Genomic DNA, 19,766 nt, shown 5'->3' with positions numbered 1-19,766 from the left:
GTGCCTGAGTTTTACTCGTTAAACAAGGGATTTTCGAAAATCAAGCGAATCTAGAGTTATTTTCAGGCGTTTGCGGCGGTCGCCACGGGCTCGGCAAGGACCGACTCAAGCAAGGCATCAGTGGTCCACTGCAGGTGGCGCCGAAGCGCCTCAACCGCCTCGTCGGCCTGACGGCCCGTCGCCAGCTCCATCAACTCCCGGTGCTCCGCCTTCACGTCGCGGCTTCTTTCCACCGCCGTTCCCGAGAGCTGGCGGTACAGCTCCGAACTGTCGCGCAGGGTGCGGGCGAAAGCAATCAAGCGCGGACTGCCGCAACCGACCCCCAGAGCGTCATGAAAAGCCGCATGTGCGGCGCTCCACTCCTCAGTGGCGCCAGGCTCGCCCGGATGCGTCAGCGGCGCCCGCTCCAGCCGATGGTGGGTCGCCACCACATTGGCCTCCCAGCCCATGTCACCGGACTCAACGGACCGCTGCAAGGCCAGGCCTTCGAGCCGGATCCGAAGGTCGGTCAGGTCAATCAGGTCCTGCCGGGAAATGGTAATAACCCTGAAGCCCTGGTTGGGCGCAAGCGCCACAAGGTGCTGTTCCGCCAGGCGGACGAGGGCTTCGCGGACCACGGCCATGCTGACGCCGAACTCCTTGGACAACGCAGCGAGACGCAGCGGACTGCCCGGAACGTAGCGGCCCTTAAGGATGCCGGCACGAAGCTGTTCGTACACATGCTCGGTCAGTGTCGAGCCACTGGGAGAAGTTGCCATGTTTCCACGATAGTCGATGTCCGTGAATCGCGTTATTTTCGATAATTCTTGAATACCTCAAGGATCTCTGCGATGCTTGCCATGACCCCCGTCACTTTTCACGCACGCCGGCATGGTTTCAAGGGAGAAAATCGCATGTCAGATTACGCAGCAGATCCGTCGAGAGCGCGGGAGACCGCCGACACGGCGTACATCCACGACGTAGCAATTGTCGGACTTGGACCGGTTGGCCAGGTGCTGGCCCTGCTGCTGGCCCGGCACGGGCACGACGTCGTCGTCGTCGAAAAACAGGCCGAACCGTATCCGCTTCCCCGCGCCGTCCACTACGACGGCGACATCTCCCGGGCCCTTGACGGCCTCGGACTTGCCGACTTCATGGCCGAGTTCTCCTCGGCGTCGGATATCTACGAGTGGCAGACCGCAGCCCGGGAAACCCTGCTACAGTTCCGGTTCCCCCTCGAAGGCACCCAGGGCTGGCCCGAATCCACCATGTTCAACCAGCCCGCACTGGAAGACCGTCTGCGCCGGCGGGCCGGGGACTTCCCCAATATCCGGGTCCTGCGCGGCACCGAAGCGGTCGGCATCGAACAAGGGAAAGACCACGCCACCCTCGCGATCACCAGCCCCACACTCAAACACAAGAAGCTGCGCGCACGGTACGTCGTGGGCTGCGACGGGGCCAGGAGCTTCGTCCGCCAGTACATGAACACCGCCGTCACCGACCTGGGCTTCTTCTACGACTGGCTGATACTGGATCTCCTGCCGAAAGAACACCGGGCCTGGGTACCGGACAACCTGCAGGTGTGCGATCCCACCCGTCCCACCTCAGCCGTCAACGGCGGACCGGGCCGGCGCCGCTTCGAATTCATGCGGATGCCGCAGGATGACCTCAAATCCTTTGACACCGATGAAATGGCCTGGGATCTTCTCGAGCCGTGGGGGGTCACCCCCGCGGATGCGGTGCTGGAACGCCGGGCCGTGTATACCTTCCAGGCCCGCTATGCCTCGTCCTGGCGGGACGGCCGGATGTTCGTGGCTGGCGATGCAGCCCACCAGATGCCGCCGTTCTTCGGTCAAGGCATGGTTAGTGGTGTGCGGGACTCGGTGAACCTGGCCTGGAAACTGGACCTTGTCCTCCGGGGTGCCGCCGGCGACTCGCTCCTGGATACCTACGATTCGGAACGTTCAGCACACGTCCAGCACGCCATTGGCATGTCGGTCGAGTTAGGAAAGGTGATCTGCGAAACCGATCCGGATGCTGTGGCGGCCCGGGATGCGCACTTCCTGGCCAACGGCCCCGACCCGGCAGCGGCTCTTCCACCCATCCCGCCGGAGCGCCTGGGCCGCGGCGCCTTTCCGGGCGGCGACCCGCTCACGTCAGCCGTGGCGGGAATCATCGGCATGCAGGGACGCGTCAGGTTCGCCGACGGCGTCACGGACTTGCTGGACCGGCGCACGTTCGGCGGTTTCAGCCTCGTGTGCGACGGTTCAGCGGTCAGCGAGCAAGACGCCGTCGAACTTGCCGGCTCCTTCCCTGACGGGATCGCCGGCTGGGTTGTCCGTGTTCTGCCTCCGGGATCCGCACTGCCTGTGGAAGCCCGCCCCGGAACCGGCCTGACGGCGCCCGGCGGCGCCCTGACCGTGGAAGATACGGACAACCGGTACCTGGAGTACCTCGCCGGCTACGGCCACATTGCCCAGCTGTTCCGTCCGGACTTCTACGTCTACGACGGCGCCGCAGACCTTCCGGGGGCGCGGGGCCTTATCGAGGGTCTCGGTGCCAGCCTGTCCGCCGAAGAGTCCGTGCAGTCCGGGCAGTCCGTGACCGCCACGCGATGACACTCAATGACAACGACGCCGTCATCGTCGCCATCGGCCGCTCCCCGATCGGGCGGGCCGGCAAAGGCACCCTGACGGCCATGCGGCCTGACGATCTGGCAGCCGAGGTCTTCGCCGGAGTCCTGGCTAAAGTCCCCGAACTGCCGCTGAGTGAGTTTGAAGACCTGCATCTGGGCTGCGCACAGCCGCAGGACGAGCACGGCTGGAACATGGCCCGGAGGGTGGCAGTGCAGCTGGGCGCCGATCTGCTGCCCGGAACCACCGTCAACCGGTACTGCGCGTCATCACTGCAGGGCACCCGGATGGCTTTCCACGCCATTCGTGCCGGCGAAGGCCGCGGTTATCTGGTGGGAGGCGTGGAATGTGTCTCGCGGTACGGAGAAAACCGGGAGGCCGCCAACCCAGTCTTCGCAGATGCCTCGGCGCGGACTTCCCGCCTCGTGTCGACGGGCGCAACGTGGTCCGATCCGCGGCTCGAGGGCCTGCTCCCGGATTACTACGTGTCCATGGGCCACACTGCAGAAAACGTCGCCGCGCTGACCGGGACGACGCGGTCCGAGATGGATGCGTTTGCCGCCCGCTCCCAGCAGCAGGCAGTAGCTTCTGCCGGGAACGGGTTCTTTGCCCGCGAAATAATCCCCGTGACCGGCCCCGACGGGCAAGTGCTCAGTACCGATGACGGCCCGCGCCCGGGCACCACGGCGGAGAAGCTGGCGGATCTGAAGCCCGTGTTCAGGGAAGACGGCACAGTCACGGCTGGCAATGCCTGCCCCCTGAACGACGGCGCGGCCGGGTCGGTCATCGTTTCCGCAGAACTCGCCCGCGAGTACGGACTGACGCCGCTTGCTCGCATCGTCTCCACGGGAGTGACCGGCCTGTCACCTGAGATTATGGGGTTGGGCCCGGTCGAGGCCAGCAAGATGGCACTCCGCAGGGCTGGCATGGGCATCCAGGACATCGGCATCGTTGAACTCAACGAAGCGTTTGCCGCCCAGGTCCTTCCCTCGGCCCGCCAGCTGGGCATCGACATCGACGAACAACTAAATCCTCACGGTGGCTCCATCGCCTTAGGCCATCCGTTTGGTGCCACCGGCGTCCGCCTGCTCACCACCCTGATCAACGGGCTCGCCACACGCGACCAGCAGTTCGGGCTGGCCACGATGTGCGTCGGCGGCGGCCAGGGAATGGCGATGGTGATCGAGCGCCTGGGCTGAGAACACGCGCCGGCTGACAGCGCTCACCGGACACCGGACACCGGGACTCATCCAAAAACGAAGGGCGGTTGCGGAACTTGCGTTCCGCAACCGCCCTTCGCTAATCAACCCAGAAGCTGGTGGACACGATCGCTAGACGCGGCCGGCGATGGAGTGGAAGGCCTGCCGGAGCTCATCATCTGGAGAGTCGCCCGCCTTGTCAGCCCGGAACGCGATGAACTTGTCTGGCCGGACAAGGATAGCGCCGGCGGCTGTATGGCCGCGGTCCCTGAGCCACGTGCACCGGGGGTCGAGGTAGTCGCCGCTGGAGTGCCCCACCGTGAAGGCGTTCAGCGCCAGGCCCTGCTCCGAGGCGATGCGACGGGCCGACTCGACCCACTCCCGGCCCTCTTCGCCTGCGATGAGGATGTACTCGCCGGGACCGCCAAGGTCCTGGACCGCGAGGCGGTGGCCGCGGTGGTCTTCGAGCCAGGCGTGCGGCAGTGGGGAGCCCGGACGGGTCGAGGGCTGGTAGATCCGGATGTCGTCGATCGCTTCCGGTTCATGGCTGCCGTCGGGCACAATGGCGGCGGAGTCGTAGCGGAAACCGGCTTCAATGTTGTGTTCCCGGAACTCCATGGACTGGGCAGCGATGGTTGCGCTCAACGTGGCGCGGAAGTCGTTGTCGGCCGGGTCCTCGCTCCAGACCCGCCGCAGGGACGCCAGGTTCTCTTCGGTGCTCTTGACCGGGCTGACGCCCAGGGCCTCCCCGATCGCCATGTGGTTCATGGCGTTCTCTGTGGAGCGGCGGACGTTGGTGGCGGCCACGGGCTGACGCTCGGCCTGGTAGGTTTCCAGCAGGTCGGGTGAGGCCTGGCCGCGCAGCACGGCGGCGGTCTTCCAGCACAGGTTGTAAGCATCCTGGATGGCGGTGTTCAGGCCCAGGCCGCCCGTGGGGCCATGGCGGTGGGCAGCGTCGCCGAGCAGGAACACCCGGCCCTCCTGGAAGCGCTCGGCGACCAGGGCCTCAAAGGTCCAGCGGCTGATCTTGTGGATGGTTGGCTCAAAATCCGGCAGGCCTAGCGCCTTCTTCATGTTCGCGATCAGGGCGTCGTCGTCGCCTACCCTGTTGTCGTCGAAGGCGTAGTTCTCGTGGAAGACCCATTCCTGCGAGTCAGGCCCCCAGGTGTCCGGTCCCATCGCCACGAGGAGGGTCAGCAGGCCGGTGTGGGCGGGCCACATCCAGTTAATCAGGACGCTGGGATCCTTCAGGTACTTGCTGAGGTCTGCGGTGAAATGCACCGAGACGGAGTAAAGGATGTTGCGCTGGCCGAGGAGTTCTATGCCCGCTTCGGAGCCGACCTTGCGCCCGCCGTCGCACCCGTAAAGATACTGGCTCCGGACCGTATACGTCTCGCCGGTGTCCTTGTTGAGGACAGCGGAGGTGACGCCGTCGTCGTCCTGGGTGAAAGAGAGCAGCTCGTGGTTGAACCGGATCGCTTCCTGGTTTTTCCGTCTTGCGTGCGCAAGGAGAACGGGTTCCAGGCGCAGCTGGGGCAGGTTGGTCATCCGGCAGGGGCTGGCGGCGATGTAGTCCGGGTCCGTATAGCCGGCTCCCCAGGCCTCCTGGCTGGCGATCTCGCGCCCATAGACGGGGTCATCCCCGTTCAGGCCCGCGTACCAGGCTGTCCTGGCCATCGCTTCCGGCGGGGTTCCCGCCTCGTAGATGTCCCCGGCCACCCCGAGTTTGCGGTAGATCTCCATGGACCGCTGGTTGATGACGTGCGCTTTGGGCAACGTGGACGTTCCGGGCAGGGCGCTGACCAGCAAATGCTCGATGCCAAGATCGGACAGGAGCATCGAGGAGGTGAGCCCGGCCCCTCCTCCGCCGACAATGAGTACGGGAACTTCGATATCTGACACTGAATCCTCCACGCTGAGTATGTGATGCCGGGCACTTTCTGCCCCACGGCCAGTCTGTCCCGTTTTTAACCACTAATCAAGGGATTATCGAGAATTTATTGACATGCCGAGAATCCCGGGCTTTGATGGAAGCCGGAGCCGGTGGCAAATCCCGGCGATCTGCCTTCGATGAAAGGGACAACGATGTCGACCAATGAGCAGTCCAATTACCTGCGCAATCCCAAGCCGCGGCCCATCACGGCACCCAAACTGCATCACGCGACGTTCATGACGATGGATGTGGACGCCATGGTGCAGTTCTACGAACTGGTTTGCGGGCTCCAGCCGGTGTACTACTCCTCGCACGCCGCCTGGCTCACCAACGACGAGGCGAACCACCGCATCGCGCTCCTGCGCCTGCCCGGCACCAAGCCCCCGGTGGATAAGCCTCACACCGCAGGCCTGCACCATACGGCATTCGAGTACGCCACGTTCGACCAGTGGCTGGATAACTACGAGCGCCTCCGCGAGCAGGGGATCCTGCCGGCCGTCTGCCTGGACCATGGTATGACCATGTCCATGTACTACGTGGATCCCGACGGCAACGGTATTGAAATCCAGGTCGACAACTTCGGTGACTGGGGCCTGTCCAAAGAATGGATGTGGGCCGCGCAGGAGTTCTCCGAAGACCAGGTGGGCCCGCAGTTTGATCCGGAGCAACTCGTCCAGGCCCGCAAGGACGGCCTCGACGGCGACCAGATCCACAAGAACGCCTATGCCGGAAAGTACCGGCCGGCCAATGAAAGCTCCGACATGTCGTTCCCGGACCCGTGGCCGGCCCGGATTGCGGCGAACCCCGCTCTCGCAGACGGCGTCCCCTTCCCTCCAGGCGCCGATGTCGCGCTGGGAATCGACTAGAAGGGCTGCCGACCATGCGTATCGCTAACCTCAACGGCCGATCCGTCCTCCTCAAGGAGGGCAAAGCCCTCGACATCGAGCGGGCCAGTCACGGCGCCTTCGCCTCAGATCCGTTGTCTGTCTACCAGGACTGGGACGCATTCCGGAGCTGGGCGGACGGTGCTGACTACTCCGGCGCCGAGCCTTTCCATGAGGACGACCTCGGGGCTCCCGTTCCCAACCCCCGGCAGATCTTCGCGATCGGCCTCAACTACAAGGACCACGCCGACGAGGCCGGCCTTCCATACCCGGAGCACCTCATGGTTTTCACGAAATTCCAGTCCTCGCTGGCCGGGCCCAACGTGACCGTCGATCTCCCCTCCGACAGCGTTGACTACGAAACCGAACTCGTCGTCGTCATCGGAAAGGAAGGCTACAAAGTCTCTGAGGAGAAGGCTTGGGACCACGTTGCCGGTCTAAGCCTGGGCCAGGACTACAGTGAGCGCGTTGTGCAGCGCCGCGGTCCCGCCGCCCAGTTCAGCCTCGGCAAGTCGTACCCGAACTTTGCACCCTTCGGGCCTGCCGTTGTCACCACGAACGAACTCGACGACAAGAATTCGCTCCGTATTTCGGCTGTTCTGGAGGGCACGGGCGTCGAAGGCCAGTGGCAGGTCCAGGACGGCAATACCCGCGATCTGATCTTCTCAGTTCCGAGGATCGTCTCGGACCTTTCCCAGGTGGTCACCCTGCAGCCTGGGGACCTTATTTTCACCGGGACGCCCGCGGGTGTGGGAATGTCCCACGGGATCTTCCTCAAGCCCGGAAACGTCCTCACCAGCACCATTGAGGGTGTTGGAACCATCCGCAACGAGTTCGCCTAACCGCGACTCCCGCAATACCCGGCACTATCCAGGAAGGGCAACGATGCCTCAAGAAGTCCAGACCGAAGCCGCCGGAGCCCCACCGGTGATGTGGTCTCCCAGACCGCAACAACGCGAGGCCACGCGGCTCTGGGACTTCATGGAGCACGTCTCCGAGAGTCGCGGAATCGGGCTATCCAACTACCGCGAGACCTGGCAGTGGTCCGTAGACGAGCTGGGTGACTTCTGGGCCGCCGTGACCGAATACTTCCAGGTGATCGGCGACGGACTCGACGGCCCGGCCCTGGTTGAGGAGCGGATGCCCGGCGCCCGCTGGTATCCGGAGGGCCGGCTCAACCTTGCCGAGAACGTCTTCCGTCGTAGCAACCGGGACAAGCAGAGAAGTACGACGGCGGTGCTTACTGTTGAGGAGGACGATTCCACCCGCTCGCTCAGCTGGGAGGAATTCGAGCGCCAGGTCGCGTCCCTCGCCGCAGCACTGAGGCGCCTGGGCGTGAAGCCCGGGGACCGCGTCGGCGCCGTGCTGCCCAACATCCCCGAGGCCCTGATCGGACTCCTCGCGGCTGCCAGCATCGGCGCACTCTGGTCCATCAACTCCCCGGACCTCTCGGCTGAGGCGAGCCTGGACCGCTTGCGTCAGCTCGAACCGACCGTGCTGATCGGGGTGGACGGCTACCGTTTCAACGGCAAGGAAATATCCAGGCTCGATCGACTGGCCGAAGTGGAGGCCGGGCTTCCCAGTCTCCGCCAGACCATCGTGGTCCGCTGCCTCCACCCTGGCCAGGAGCCGGCAGCGGGCCGGCTCTCCTTCGACGGGCTTCTGGGCGAGGACGCCGAGCCCGCCTACGAGCGGGTTCCGTTCAACCACCCGCTGTGGGTGCTTTTTTCCTCCGGCACGACGGGCGCGCCGAAGGGCATCGTCCACTCCCATGGCGGCATGACTCTGGAGGCGCTGAAGGGCATCGGCCTGAACCAGGATGCCGGACCTGGGGACCTGTACTACGTGGCGGCCAACACCTCGTGGATGGTGTGGAACACCCTGGTCAGCTACCTCGTCACCGGCGCATCCGTGGTCACCTACTCCGGCTCGCCAACCCTTGCCCGCAAGGACCGACAATTCCAGATCCTGGCAAACACCGGTGCCACGATGTTTGCTACGGGTGCCGCCTATCTTTCCCTCGTGGAAAAGTCCGGGCTGGAGCCGGGGCTGGACTGGAACCTGGCGAAGCTCCGCTTCATCATGTCCACCGGTTCACCTCTGCCGGACTCCACCTGGCGGTGGGTCCACGAACACGTCAAGGCCGATGTGCACCTCGGCTCCGACTCCGGCGGCACTGATATCTGTTCCGGCTTCATCGGCTCAAATCCCCTGGAACCAGTCCGCCTGGGAGAACTCCAGGGCCCTCTGCTGGGGGTCTCCGTCGAGTCCTGGGCCGACACCGGGCAAGGGGTGATCGGCGGCATCGGCGAAATGGTCATCACACGGCCAATGCCGTCCATGCCGATCTACTTCTGGGGCGACCCGGACGGATCACGCTACTTCGACTCCTATTTCGCCAAGTTTCCCGGAGTGTGGACGCACGGTGACTGGATCACCGAAACCCCGCGGGGCTCGTTCGTCGTCCATGGCCGGTCCGACGCCACCCTAAACCGTGGCGGTGTGCGGCTGGGCACCTCGGACATTTACGCAGCCCTTGCCGGCATTCCGGAAATTACAGATTCCCTTGTCGTCGGCGCCGAGCAACCGGACGGTGGCTACTACATGCCGCTGTTCGTGGTGCTCGCCCCGGGCGCAGCCCTGGACGACCCCCTGCGGGACCGCATCCGGTCGGCGATCCGCGCGCGTTCCTCGGCACGCCATGTTCCGGACGAAATCATCCAGGCACCGGCAATTCCCGTCACCCACTCCATGAAGCGGGTTGAGGTGCCCATCAAGAAGCTCTTCACCGGGCTGGCGCCCCGGGATGCGGTCAGCGTGCGGGCCCTTGCCAACCCGGAGGCGATGGAATGGTTCATCGTCCAGGCACAGAGCTACCGGGAACGCGGTGCACGTGGGATCATTGAATAATTCAACGACCCGGCCGGCTACCCGCCCGAAAGGCACCATGACACAACAGGTACACGACGCCGCCGAAAGCTCCGGCGAGGTTTCCACCCGGCTGGCGGAATCAAGCATCAGCACTGACATCGGCTTCCTGCTGGCCAAGCTGCACGCCGCCGGCAGCGTGCTGAACAACGCCGCCCTTGCAGAGTTCGGGCTGAAGGAGCGGTCCTACTCCGTGCTTGCGCTGGCCTGCGGCAATCTGGGACCAACCCAACGCGAACTGGCCGAGTTCCTCAGCCTGGATCCCAGCCAGATCGTGGCCCTCATTGATGAGCTGGAACAGCGCGGCCTGGTGGAAAGAAAGCCGGGGCCCTCTGACCGGCGGCAGAAACTGGTGTCCGCCACAAAGGCCGGCCGCACCCTCCATACTGCCGCCCAGAAGGCAACTCAGGCCGCCGAGTCGCGACAGCTGGTCATGCTTACCGGCGAGGAGGTGGCGTCCCTGCGGTCCATTCTCCGCAAGGCCGTCTGGTCCGGGAATCCCGTGGAACGCTAGTTCAAATATTGCGGTTTCAGCCGCCTGCGCCGCCGGCGCGAAGGCTGGGGAGCAGGGATTTGACGGTGTCGGCCCCAATGGCAAAACTGATCCCGTTCACCGAGGTTTGTGAGGTGGACGCGGCAACCATGGTGTTGATGCCGATCACGTGGCCGCCCGTATCGAGCAAAGGGCCACCGGAGTCGCCCGAGCTGGTGGGAGCATCGGTCTGGAGCATCTCGGCCAGCCTGCAACTGGTGCCGAAACCCGTATCCGCAATGGAAGTCCGTCCGGTGGCCGAGATGATTCCGGTGGTGACGCTCGGACCGCCGTCCAGGTCCAAGGCGTATCCGATTGCGATGACACCATCACCGGGCGCCGCGGACCCCGAGTCCCCCAGCTCCAGCACGGGCAGGTTCTTCACGCCGTCGACCTGCAACAGGGCCAGATCGTGGTCACAGTCCGAGCCGACGATCCGGGCGGAATGCTGGCTACTGTCCTGGAACGTCACGGTTACGGTCGACCCTCCGCTGACCACTCCCCTGACCAGATGTGCGTTGGTAATGATCTCACCCGTGCTGCCAATCACTATGCCCGTACCTTGGGCCGTCACCCGGGTGCCGCCGGCGGGGTCCAGGAAGGCGTTCGACTGGGCGGTTGTGGATTGCACGGAGACCACGGCGGGGAGTGCCGCGGCCCGCAGGGCCTTGATATCCAGGGGGTGGTCCGAAACCGCTCCGCCGGCGGTCAAATACTGCTTGACCACGGTTTCGGTGCCCCAGCCCGAAGCACGCGCCACAAGCAGCGCGGCGCCGGCACCGACGAGCGCAGCGACCGCGCCCATGGCCGCCAGCGGGAACAATCTGAACACGTATCGGCGGTTCCGCTTCGGAGCGTTCGGGGCCCCATCCGACGACTGCGCCGCCGTGCTGGCCGCCGGGACCGGAGGCGGTACGTTCCTTTCCAGCGCCATGGGGACATATTTCTGCCTTCGCTGGCCCCCGGTTAGGGGCAAAGGCCCCGGCCGGCCGTCATGACAGCAATTGATACAAGCATGACAAGCCCTGTAACATCCGCTGCCCGGAAACTAGCCAAGCGGACCCGCATGATCCATGCTTGCACTATGACCTCAACGTCGAGCCAGTACCGGATCATCGCGGTCTGCACCGGGAACATCTGCCGGTCGCCGATGGCCGAATTGATGCTGGCGGAGGCCATCGCCGCGGACGGGCTGACCGGCGCGGTGGTGGATTCCGCCGGAACCACGGCCTACGAGGTCGGCCGTCCGATTGACCCGCGGGCCGCCCGCAAGCTCACCGCCCACAGCATCACCTCGGAGCGTCACGTGGCACGCGAATGGCGGGCACAGTGGTTCGCAACCCGCGACCTCATCCTCGCCCTGGACGTCGACCATTTCGGCTGGCTGCAGCAGGCGGCGCCGGACCGCGAGTCCCTGTCCAAGATCCGGATGCTGCGCAGCTTTGATCCGGCCGTCGCGGGCAGGGACCCCCTCGACCAGGGCATCGAAGACCCCTGGTACGGCGGCCACGCGGACTTCGACCTCACCTGGAACCTGATCAACGCCGCGCTCCCCGGTATCGTGGCGCATATCCGGGCGGAGCTCGCCCGGCGTCAAGGGCCGGGCGGGCAGCAGCCGGGCAGCGATCAACCCAATGCACAGCAGCGGGTACGCTCTATTTCATGAGTCCCGCACCCGTCATCATCGCCATCGACGGACGATCCGGCGCCGGCAAGACCACCCTGGCGATCGAACTGGCGGCACGGCTCCGCGAACACCACAAGGTCTCCCTCTTCCATCTTGAAGACATCTACCCCGGCTGGAACGGGCTCACGCCCGGCATTGAGCGCTACGTCTCCGCCGTGCTGGCCCCGCTGCACCGCGGCGATCCCGCCGAATGGGTCAGCTGGGACTGGGCCGCGCATTACGACGGCGACACCCGCACCACCCAGCCCGCCGAAATCGTCCTGGTGGAAGGGGTGGGTGCTGCAGCGGAGGCCGCCCTCCCCTTCCTGGCCGCGGCGATCTGGACGGATTCGCCCGAGCAGGACCGGCGCAGCAGGGCCCTGGCCCGCGATGGCGCAAGCTACGAACCCTACTGGGATGAGTGGGCCGCCCAGGAGGAGGCATGGCTGGCCGGGGACGACGTTCCGGCCCGCGCCGATATCCGGGTGCTCAACCTTGCCGACGGCGCCGCCCCGGCGGAAGTGCTGCAGGCCCTCCAATACCTGCCAGCGCTGGCCCCGGTGCTGCTCCCCGAACTTGGCGCCCGCCGCGGCCTTCAGCTCCGCGCCGAACGGATCGACGCCGACCCGGACCCGGCCCTGCTGTTCGAGTCCCTGTTCGGCCGCTCGGCCAATGCCGTCTGGCTCGATTCCTCCCTGGCGCCCGACGGCAGCGCGGCGGCGGAACGCAGCCGCTTCAGCATCCTGGCGGACGACGGCGGCGCGCACGGCCAGTCGGTCCGGCACAGTTCAGGGACAACCCGGGTGAGCGTTGGCAACGCCAGCGTCACCACCGAGGGGCCGTTCTTCCGCTGGCTTGATGGAGTCTGGGGTCACCGCACCCTCCGCGGCCCGGAGGCCTACCCGTGCGAGTTCACCCTGGGCTGGCTTGGCTACCTCGGCTACGAACTCAAACGTGAGACCGGGGGCAGCGACGTCACCGCCGAAACCCCCGACGCCTGCCTGCTGTTCGCCGGGCGCGCGGTGGTCCTGGACCATGTGGAGCGCACTGTCTGGCTCCTGGTCCTGGACACCACGGATGCCGGTGACTGGCTGGAGACGGCCCGCGCCGCCGCGACCGGGGCGGCCGTAGGGCAGGCGGCGGCATCCGGGAGGGAGGACAGAGCCAGCGGCGCCGTCGGACCTTATACCCCTGGCCACGCCCTGGACTTCGCCGCACGGGACTCGGAAGTCTCCTACAAAGCCAAAATCACCCGGGCCCAGCACGAGATCGCCGAGGGCAACACCTACGAGGTCTGCCTGACCACGGCGTTGACGGCTGCACTTCCCGCCGCCGCCCTGGACCCGCGGCAGGCCTATCTGGCGCTGCGCCGGAGAAATCCCGCACCGTTCGCCAGCTACCTGCGGTTCGGGGACCTTACCGTGGCAAGCACCTCGCCGGAACGCTTCCTCAAGATTACGGCCGACGGCGGGATGCGCGCCGAGCCCATCAAGGGCACCCGGCACCGGGATGCGGATCCCGCCAGGGACGCGGAGTTGCGGCACGAGCTGGCGTCCTCACCGAAGGACCGCGCCGAAAACATCATGATCGTGGACCTGTTGCGCAACGATCTGAGCCATTTCGCCGTGCCGGGCTCGGTGTCGGTCAGCCGGCTCTGCGCGATCGAAAGCTATGCCACGGTCCACCAGATGGTGAGCACCATCGATGCCCGGCTCAGGCCCGGCATGCCCAGGGCCGAGGCCGTCGCGGCCTGTTTCCCGGCAGGTTCCATGACCGGCGCCCCCAAGGTCAGCACCATGGCGATCCTGGACCGGCTCGAGGGCGCACCGCGGGGTGTGTACTCCGGGGCGATCGGCTATTTCTCGCTCAGTGGCGCCACCGACCTGGCCGTCGCGATCCGGACCCTCGTCCTCACGGACCAGGCCGGGGCCGGCACCGGGCTGAGCCTCGGCGTCGGCGGCGCGATTACGGCGGATTCCTCGCCGCAGGAGGAGTACGAGGAGATCCGGACCAAGGCCTTCGGTGTCCTCTCCGCGCTCGGCGCGGAGTTCCCGGTCTGCTGACGCCCACACCGGATGCCGTCGTGCCGCCGTCGTGCCGCCGTGCCGCCGGGCGGCCTACTGCAGGGTGGACGTCAGCCGCGCGACGTTGTCCACGTATTTGACACCAATGGGCCGCTTCATCCAGTCCTCGAGCGTCAGTTCACGCGAAATGTCCCGGTAGGTGTCCTCCACAGCGCTGATCCGCCGCACGATGTCCTCACCCAGCAGCATCACCGAGACCTCGAGGTTCAGCGAGAACGAGCGCATGTCCATGTTGCTGGAGCCCAGCACGGCAACCTCGTTGTCGATCGTGAAGTGCTTGGCGTGCAGCACGAACGGGGCCTTGTACAGGTAGATCCGCACCCCGGCCTCAAGCAGCGCCTCGTAGTAGGACTGCTGGGCGTGGTGGACCAGGAACTGGTCGCCCTTTTCCGAAACGAACAGTTCGACGTCGACGCCGCGCTGCGCCGCCGTCGTCACCGCGTACAGGAGCGAATCATCCGGGACGAAGTACGGGCTGCAGATCGAGAGCTTGCGCTGCGCGGAGTAGATCAGCGTGTTAAAGAGCCGCAGGTTGTTTTCGGTAATGAAGCCGGGGCCGCTGGGCACCACCTGGGCCGTGATGTTGCCGGCGTGCAGTTCGGGCCGGTGCGCGAGCTGGTCCTCGAGGGACTCGTCTGTCTCGTTGAGCCAGTCGGTGGCGAAGACCACGTTGAGGGTGGTGACGATCGGCCCGCGCAGGCAGGCCATCAGCTCGACCCACTCACGGCCGATCTTGCGGTGCCGCGGGTTGTTGTAGGAGGGCTCGATCAGGTTCTGCGAACCGGTGAAGGCGACTTCGCCGTCGATCACCATGATCTTGCGGTGGTTGCGCAGGTCCGGCCGGCGCCACTGCCCGTGCACGGGCCGCAGCGGCAGCATGGGCCGCCAGCGGATCTTGCTGGCCTTGAGCCGGGCGATCAGCTTGCGGTAGCCCTTGATGCGCAGGGTCCCCAGGTGGTCGAACAGGAGGCGGACCTCGACGCCGCGTTCGGCGGCTTCCTCCATCGCGGTCAGCAGGTCATCCGTGATGTGGTCCGAGCTCAGGATGTAGAACTCGGCGTTGACGAAGGACTCTGCCTCGCGGACGGCGGCAGCCATCGCCTTGATCGAGTCCGGGTAGCCGGGCAGGAGCTCCACGTGGTTGCCGTCCACCATCGGCAGCGAGCCCAGGGTCTTGTTCAGTTCCGCCGCGGACAGCACCCAGTCCGGGCCTTCGTAGGTGCTTTCCAGCATCGCCAGTTCCGAGGTGCCCGCGCGCACCCGGGTGTTCACGGCGTCCTGCTGCGCCCGGCGTTTGCGGGAGAGACGGAAGTTGCCGAAGAGCAGGAAGAGGACCAGGCCCACGGCCGGGACGAAGAAGATGATCAGGAGCCAGGCCATGGCCGTCGTGGGCCGGCGGTTTCCGGGGATGATGCCGAGGGGCAGCACCCGGATGGCCAGGTCCACCACAGTCAGAATCATGATCACCCAGGACGGCAGCGTTTCCGCCAGCGAAAATGGCCACAGCACAGGCGAACCCCTCAAGCTCCAGACCCGCGGAACAGTTCCGGAACGGGCAATCGTCAAATCCTACCCCGTTCCCCGCCGCACTAAGCTGAAGCCATGACTTCTCCTGCCGCCGCCCCCGCCCCTGCCCCGGTGCTGGTCTTCCTCGATCCCGCGTTCGACGACGGCCGGCTGGCCGATGCCACTAAGCCGCAGCTGATGGCCACGGACCAGGGCGCCACCCGCGGCGACGGTGTTTTCGAGTCGCTGCTGGCCGTGGGCGGGCAGCCCCGCAAGCTCCAGGCGCACCTGAACCGGCTGGCCGGTTCAGCCCGGCTCCTGGACCTGGACATCCCGGCCGAGGACGCCTGGCGCCGGGCCATCGCGACGGCAATCAGCGAATACCGGCGCCAGCATGTGCCCGGCGCCGGGACCACCGATGACGACGAGCTCGTGGTCAAGCTCCTGGTGACCCGCGGCGTCGAAGGTGCGGCAGGGCCCACCTGCTGGGTCCAGGCTTCCGCACCCGGACCGGCCGGGAGGCGCCAGCGTGAGACCGGGGTCGACGTCATCCTGCTGGACCGCGGCTACGACAGCGAAGTCGGGGAGCGGGCGCCGTGGCTGCTCATGGGCGCCAAGACACTCTCCTACGCCGTCAACATGGCCGCGCTCCGCTACGCGCACGCCCAGGGCGCGGACGACGTCATCTTCACCTCGGCGGACGGCCGGGTCCTGGAGGGTCCGACGTCGACCGTCCTGCTCGCGCACCTGGAGACCGCCGACGACGGGGCCGGCGGGGTCCGCACCGTCCGGCGGCTCATCACGCCCCAGCTCGACAGCGGGATCCTGCCGGGCACCTCGCAGGGGGCCCTGTTCACGGCGGCGAAGGCGGCCGGCTGGGAGCTGGGCTACGGCCCGCTGGAGCCCCGCGACCTGTACGACGCCGACGCCGTGTGGCTGATCTCCAGCATCCGCCTGCTGGCGCCCGTCAACCACATCGACGGCAAGGAAATCGGCACGCCGGAGCTGCGCAAGCAACTCACCGCGGAGCTCAACGCGCTCTACGCCACCATCGAATAAGCCCCGCCGCAACAGACAGGCAACGCGGGGTCAGACCAGGGCACCGGCGTACGCGCGGGCGGCACCCCTGAAGGATGCCGGGTTGAACGACGGCAGCGCGAAGGACGCCAGCACCGCGTCGAGCAGTTCCGGGGCACGCCAGCTGTTCGCGCCGAAACGGGCGTTCACGTCGAGGACCACCGGGGTCCCGTCCGCGCGGCGGCGCACATCGACGTCGACCGGCCCTGCCAGTCCGAGCGAGCGCACGGCCGCCATGGCCACGTTGCCCACGTCCATGTCTTCGTCCACTTCCACACGCCGCGTCACGACTGCCTTGCCAACGGCGCCGCGGTCCAGTTCGATCTTTTCCACGACGACGACGAACGGCGCGCTTCCGTTGTGCGCCGGAGTACCGAAGACCATGGGTCCGTACCCCGGACCGGGAATGAACTCCTGGACCATCTGGCCGTCCGGCAGCCGGCGCCAGTCCACATCCCCGCTTCCGTCGATGACCACGGCGGCGTGCGCCCCGCAGGAGAGTCGGGGCCGGACGACGACGGGGCCTCCCAGCGCCGCCATAGCGGCTTCCGCGTCGGCGAAGTCACTGGGAACGCCGAAGCGGGGAACGGGTATGCCTGAGGACTGCAGCTGCCAGGCGGTGAAGAGCTTGTCATGGGCGACGGACACCGGCCCGGGATCGCCGATGATGACGCGTACGTCGGCGCCGAATGCGGCCCGGTACGCCGCAAGAAGCGGAAGTTCCGAGCTCACGGTTGGGATGACCACGTTGATTCCCTCCCGGGTGACGAGGCGGCGGAGCGCCGAGACCATCTCCGGGTCGCTTGCCGGCGGCACCGGCACCACGGTGATGCCGGCCTTGGGCGGAAGCTCACGGATATCAGTGCCCAGGACGGGGATGCCCCGGGATTTGAGCTGGGCTGCCAGGGCCCGGCCCGCGGAACCGCCGGCGCCGGTGAGCAGAACCCGGGGCTTCATGGCCGTCCCAGGGGGCGACCAATGATGGACGGGCGCGGTACGTGGATCGACACCATGTGGAATTGCCCCCCGGCGAGTTTCGTGCTTCATGAGACCTTCTGGGCACTCTTGGACGTGCCCCTTTAGTAAAGGCGAGGGGTCTGTCGGAAAGCCCGAGTAGCGGGTACTCGTAATTGCGGAGGCCGGAGTGGGCCGCCCGGGCACGGGGTACTCAGGTCTGGCGGCCGGTACCCGGTCCGCCGTTACTTAACATGACGACGGCGGCGATGCGGGCCAACGTCACAGGTGCTACGTTTTTGGGTGAGTAATGAGAACCGGTGCCAAGCCCTGACTGGCCGGTCGGCAACCCTCCCTTTCGCGGCGGGGTGCCTCAGGTGAATACTCGGCATATCGACCATTCGAGCTGCAAGCGTGAAAGAGAAGGAGATCCGTCGTGCCTGACGCGTCCGCCCCCGCTGTCCCCACTACAGCACCAGCCCCAGCCCCCGCAGTCCCCGGTACCGCCGAGGAGAAACTGGCGTACCGCCTGTTCACCGGCCCCGACGACCGGGCATTCTGCGAGCGCGTCTCGGCCGCCCTCGCCGAGGGCTATGTGCTGCACGGCAGCCCCGCCGCCACGTTCAACGGCAGCAGCGTCATCGTGGCCCAGGCCGTGGTGCTGCCGGCAGCTATCGCCAGCGCCGATGCCGCCGTCGCCAACGCCGTGGATGATCTCGAGTTCGACGGCGAGGGCCACGCGTGAGCTACGCCGGAGACCTCAGCCCGCAGGAGGCCTGGGCCAAGCTCGAGGACGGCGCCCTCCTGGTGGACGTCCGCACCGAGGCCGAATGGGCCCACATCGGCATCCCAGACACCGCGGCCGCGGGCGAACGACGGAACGATCCGCTCTTCATCCAGTGGAATCTGGCCGGCGGGATCCCCAATTCGCAGTTCATCGAACAGCTAACGCGGCAGCTGAAACAGCAGGCCCCGGAAGGCCGAGGAACCGAGCTGGTCTTCCTGTGCCGTTCGGGCGCCCGGTCCGTCGCCGCGGCACTCGCAGCAACGGAGGCCGGCTTCACCTCCTACAACGTCCTCGAGGGCTTCGAAGGCGCACCGGACCGCCACGGCGAACGCACCGTGAACGGCTGGAAGAACCGCGGCCTGCCCACCAACCTTGGAAAGCACTAAGTGACCTTCAACCCTGATGCCGCCGGCTGGAGCGCCGACACCCAGGCTGTCCGCGGCGGCCTCGACCGCACCGGCTTCCAGGAAACCACCGAGCCGATCTTCCTGAACTCCGGCTTCGTCTACGAATCCGCGGCCGCCGCGGAGCGCGCCTTCACCGGCGAGGACGAACGCTTCGTCTACTCCCGCTACGGCAACCCCTCGGTGGCCACCTTCCAGGAGCGGCTCCGGCTGCTCGAAGGCACCGAGGCCTGTTTTGCCACCGCTTCGGGCATGTCCGCGGTCTTCACCGCGCTCGGCGCCCTGCTGGCCGCCGGCGACCGCATCGTCGCGGCCCGGTCGCTGTTCGGCTCGTGCTTCGTGATCCTCAACGAGATCCTCCCCCGCTGGGGTGTCGAGACGGTTTTCGTGGACGGCCCGGACCTGGAGCAGTGGCGGTCTGCGCTCTCGGAGCCGACGACGGCGGTCTTCTTCGAATCGCCGTCGAACCCGATGCAGGAAATCGTGGACATCGCCGCCGTGAGCGAACTGGCGCATGCCGCCGGCGCGACCGTCGTCGTCGACAACGTCTTTGCCACTCCCCTGCTGCAGCGCTGCGGTGAGCTTGGCGCGGATGTGATCGTGTATTCGGGGACCAAGCACATCGACGGCCAGGGCAGGGTGCTTGGCGGCGCGATCCTGGGCACCAAGGAGTTCATCGAGGGACCGGTCAAACAGCTCATGCGCCACACCGGCCCGGCGCTCTCGGCCTTCAACGCGTGGGTGCTGACCAAGGGGCTGGAGACGATGGCCCTGCGGGTGAACCACTCCTCCTCCTCCGCGCTGCGGCTGGCCGAATGGCTCCAGGAGCAGCCCGCGGTCAGCTGGGTCAAGTACCCGCTGCTGCCGTCCCATCCGCAGTACGAGCTGGCCGCCCGGCAGATGAAGGCCGGCGGCACCGTGCTGACCTTCGAGCTCTCGCCGTCCGCCGGGCGTTCGGCGAAGGAGGCCGCGTTTGCGCTCCTGGACGGGCTCCGGATCATCGACATCTCCAACAACCTGGGCGATTCGAAGTCCCTCATCACCCATCCCGCCACCACAACGCACCGCGCCATGGGGCCGGAGGGCCGGGCGGCGATCGGGCTCAGCGACGGCGTGGTGCGCCTCTCCGTGGGCCTCGAAGACGTCGGGGACCTGGTCCGCGACCTCGGCCAGGCGCTCAAGCAGGTCTAGCGCCGTTCG

General features: G+C 66.6%; 17 protein-coding genes and 1 riboswitch. Of the genes, 12 read left to right on the top strand and 5 right to left on the bottom strand.

What is annotated here, in order from left to right; translation table 11 throughout:
- Window positions 1-62: 62 nt before the first annotated feature.
- A complete protein-coding gene (locus tag GXK59_RS18995) occupies window positions 63-758 on the bottom strand; it encodes a GntR family transcriptional regulator (protein WP_160668889.1) in 696 nt (231 codons plus the stop codon).
- Between the two features lie 135 nt (window positions 759-893).
- Between GXK59_RS18995 and mhpA the strand changes: the two genes are divergently transcribed.
- Together mhpA and GXK59_RS18985 are read left to right on the top strand one after the other, a co-directional pair.
- Window positions 894-2,597 (top strand): bifunctional 3-(3-hydroxy-phenyl)propionate/3-hydroxycinnamic acid hydroxylase MhpA, encoded by a 1,704-nt coding sequence (gene mhpA, locus GXK59_RS18990; RefSeq protein WP_160668888.1) that lies wholly within the window; start codon window positions 894-896, stop codon window positions 2,595-2,597.
- Window positions 2,594-3,811, top strand: coding sequence for an acetyl-CoA C-acetyltransferase (locus GXK59_RS18985; protein ID WP_160668887.1), 1,218 nt, complete (start codon window positions 2,594-2,596; stop codon window positions 3,809-3,811). The genes mhpA and GXK59_RS18985 overlap by 4 nt, the downstream gene beginning before the upstream one ends.
- Before the next feature lie 132 nt (window positions 3,812-3,943).
- Here the strand turns inward: GXK59_RS18985 and GXK59_RS18980 are convergent, their stop codons facing one another.
- The gene (locus GXK59_RS18980; protein WP_160668886.1) at window positions 3,944-5,713 is read right to left on the bottom strand and encodes an FAD-dependent monooxygenase; all 1,770 of its coding nucleotides are present in this window, start codon (window positions 5,711-5,713) and stop codon (window positions 3,944-3,946) included.
- Between the two features lie 183 nt (window positions 5,714-5,896).
- On the opposite strand from GXK59_RS18980, the gene GXK59_RS18975 reads away from it, so the two are divergent.
- Genes GXK59_RS18975 through GXK59_RS18960 form a run of 4 tightly spaced genes read left to right on the top strand, consistent with a single transcriptional unit; the run spans window position 5,897 to window position 10,070 of the window.
- Window positions 5,897-6,610 (top strand): VOC family protein, encoded by a 714-nt coding sequence (locus GXK59_RS18975; protein ID WP_160668885.1) that lies wholly within the window; start codon window positions 5,897-5,899, stop codon window positions 6,608-6,610.
- 14 nt (window positions 6,611-6,624) lie between these two features.
- Entirely contained in the window at window positions 6,625-7,470 is an 846-nt protein-coding gene (locus GXK59_RS18970) for a fumarylacetoacetate hydrolase family protein (protein ID WP_160668884.1), read from the top strand.
- 43 nt (window positions 7,471-7,513) lie between these two features.
- Window positions 7,514-9,538: an acetoacetate--CoA ligase gene (locus GXK59_RS18965; RefSeq protein ID WP_160668883.1), complete on the top strand. Its 2,025-nt coding sequence runs from the start codon at window positions 7,514-7,516 to the stop codon at window positions 9,536-9,538.
- Window positions 9,539-9,575: 37 nt separating this feature from the next.
- Window positions 9,576-10,070: a MarR family winged helix-turn-helix transcriptional regulator gene (locus GXK59_RS18960; RefSeq protein ID WP_160668882.1), complete on the top strand. Its 495-nt coding sequence runs from the start codon at window positions 9,576-9,578 to the stop codon at window positions 10,068-10,070.
- A gap of 16 nt (window positions 10,071-10,086) precedes the next feature.
- Here the strand turns inward: GXK59_RS18960 and GXK59_RS18955 are convergent, their stop codons facing one another.
- The gene (locus GXK59_RS18955; RefSeq protein WP_160668881.1) at window positions 10,087-10,920 is read right to left on the bottom strand and encodes a S1C family serine protease; all 834 of its coding nucleotides are present in this window, start codon (window positions 10,918-10,920) and stop codon (window positions 10,087-10,089) included.
- A 252-nt stretch (window positions 10,921-11,172) separates the two neighbouring features.
- On the opposite strand from GXK59_RS18955, the gene GXK59_RS18950 reads away from it, so the two are divergent.
- Window positions 11,173-11,754 carry a low molecular weight protein-tyrosine-phosphatase gene (locus GXK59_RS18950; RefSeq protein ID WP_160668880.1) on the top strand — a complete coding sequence of 194 codons (582 nt, stop codon included), beginning with the start codon at window positions 11,173-11,175 and terminating at the stop codon, window positions 11,752-11,754.
- Window positions 11,751-13,817: an aminodeoxychorismate synthase component I gene (gene pabB, locus GXK59_RS18945; RefSeq protein WP_160668879.1), complete on the top strand. Its 2,067-nt coding sequence runs from the start codon at window positions 11,751-11,753 to the stop codon at window positions 13,815-13,817. The genes GXK59_RS18950 and pabB overlap by 4 nt, the downstream gene beginning before the upstream one ends.
- A 54-nt stretch (window positions 13,818-13,871) precedes the next feature.
- On the opposite strand, the gene cls is transcribed toward pabB, so the two are convergent.
- On the bottom strand, window positions 13,872-15,299 hold the full coding sequence (gene cls, locus GXK59_RS18940) for a cardiolipin synthase (protein WP_202129239.1): 1,428 nt from the start codon (window positions 15,297-15,299) through the stop codon (window positions 13,872-13,874).
- A 141-nt stretch (window positions 15,300-15,440) separates the two neighbouring features.
- Between cls and GXK59_RS18935 the strand changes: the two genes are divergently transcribed.
- A complete protein-coding gene (locus tag GXK59_RS18935; RefSeq protein ID WP_160668878.1) occupies window positions 15,441-16,403 on the top strand; it encodes an aminodeoxychorismate lyase in 963 nt (320 codons plus the stop codon).
- Between the two features lie 30 nt (window positions 16,404-16,433).
- On the opposite strand, the gene GXK59_RS18930 is transcribed toward GXK59_RS18935, so the two are convergent.
- Window positions 16,434-17,378 (bottom strand): ATP-grasp domain-containing protein, encoded by a 945-nt coding sequence (locus tag GXK59_RS18930; RefSeq protein WP_160668877.1) that lies wholly within the window; start codon window positions 17,376-17,378, stop codon window positions 16,434-16,436.
- Between the two features lie 303 nt (window positions 17,379-17,681).
- Window positions 17,682-17,796, top strand: a riboswitch (SAM riboswitch).
- Between the two features lie 15 nt (window positions 17,797-17,811).
- On the opposite strand from GXK59_RS18930, the gene GXK59_RS18925 reads away from it, so the two are divergent.
- Genes GXK59_RS18925 through GXK59_RS18915 form a run of 3 tightly spaced genes read left to right on the top strand, consistent with a single transcriptional unit; the run spans window position 17,812 to window position 19,757 of the window.
- Window positions 17,812-18,120, top strand: coding sequence for a DUF1737 domain-containing protein (locus GXK59_RS18925; RefSeq protein WP_443094300.1), 309 nt, complete (start codon window positions 17,812-17,814; stop codon window positions 18,118-18,120).
- On the top strand, window positions 18,117-18,548 hold the full coding sequence (locus tag GXK59_RS18920) for a rhodanese-like domain-containing protein (RefSeq protein ID WP_160668876.1): 432 nt from the start codon (window positions 18,117-18,119) through the stop codon (window positions 18,546-18,548). Before GXK59_RS18925 ends, GXK59_RS18920 begins: the two co-directional genes overlap by 4 nt.
- Window positions 18,549-19,757, top strand: a complete 1,209-nt coding sequence (locus tag GXK59_RS18915) for an O-succinylhomoserine sulfhydrylase (protein WP_160668875.1) — start codon at window positions 18,549-18,551, stop codon at window positions 19,755-19,757.
- Window positions 19,758-19,766: the final 9 nt, after the last annotated feature.

It is taken from the genome of Pseudarthrobacter sp. ATCC 49987 (genome assembly GCF_009928425.1).
In the GTDB taxonomy this organism is placed as follows: domain Bacteria; phylum Actinomycetota; class Actinomycetes; order Actinomycetales; family Micrococcaceae; genus Arthrobacter.
Note: the sequence above shows the minus strand (reverse complement) of the source record. Positions and strands in the feature narration are given on the sequence as shown.

Excerpts from the sequence above, each read along its gene's own strand:
- GXK59_RS18960 (WP_160668882.1), top strand. The coding sequence starts at position 9,576 with ATGACACAACAGGTACACGACGCCGCCGAAAGCTCCGGCGAGGTTTCC.
- pabB (WP_160668879.1), top strand. The coding sequence starts at position 11,751 with ATGAGTCCCGCACCCGTCATCATCGCCATCGACGGACGATCCGGCGCC.
- cls (WP_202129239.1), bottom strand. The coding sequence starts at position 15,299 with ATGATTCTGACTGTGGTGGACCTGGCCATCCGGGTGCTGCCCCTCGGC.
- GXK59_RS18975 (WP_160668885.1), top strand. The coding sequence starts at position 5,897 with ATGTCGACCAATGAGCAGTCCAATTACCTGCGCAATCCCAAGCCGCGG.
- mhpA (WP_160668888.1), top strand. The coding sequence starts at position 894 with ATGTCAGATTACGCAGCAGATCCGTCGAGAGCGCGGGAGACCGCCGAC.
- GXK59_RS18965 (WP_160668883.1), top strand. The coding sequence starts at position 7,514 with ATGCCTCAAGAAGTCCAGACCGAAGCCGCCGGAGCCCCACCGGTGATG.
- GXK59_RS18970 (WP_160668884.1), top strand. The coding sequence starts at position 6,625 with ATGCGTATCGCTAACCTCAACGGCCGATCCGTCCTCCTCAAGGAGGGC.
- GXK59_RS18985 (WP_160668887.1), top strand. The coding sequence starts at position 2,594 with ATGACACTCAATGACAACGACGCCGTCATCGTCGCCATCGGCCGCTCC.
- GXK59_RS18950 (WP_160668880.1), top strand. The coding sequence starts at position 11,173 with ATGACCTCAACGTCGAGCCAGTACCGGATCATCGCGGTCTGCACCGGG.
- GXK59_RS18935 (WP_160668878.1), top strand. The coding sequence starts at position 15,441 with ATGACTTCTCCTGCCGCCGCCCCCGCCCCTGCCCCGGTGCTGGTCTTC.
- GXK59_RS18930 (WP_160668877.1), bottom strand. The coding sequence starts at position 17,378 with ATGAAGCCCCGGGTTCTGCTCACCGGCGCCGGCGGTTCCGCGGGCCGG.
- GXK59_RS18995 (WP_160668889.1), bottom strand. The coding sequence starts at position 758 with ATGGCAACTTCTCCCAGTGGCTCGACACTGACCGAGCATGTGTACGAA.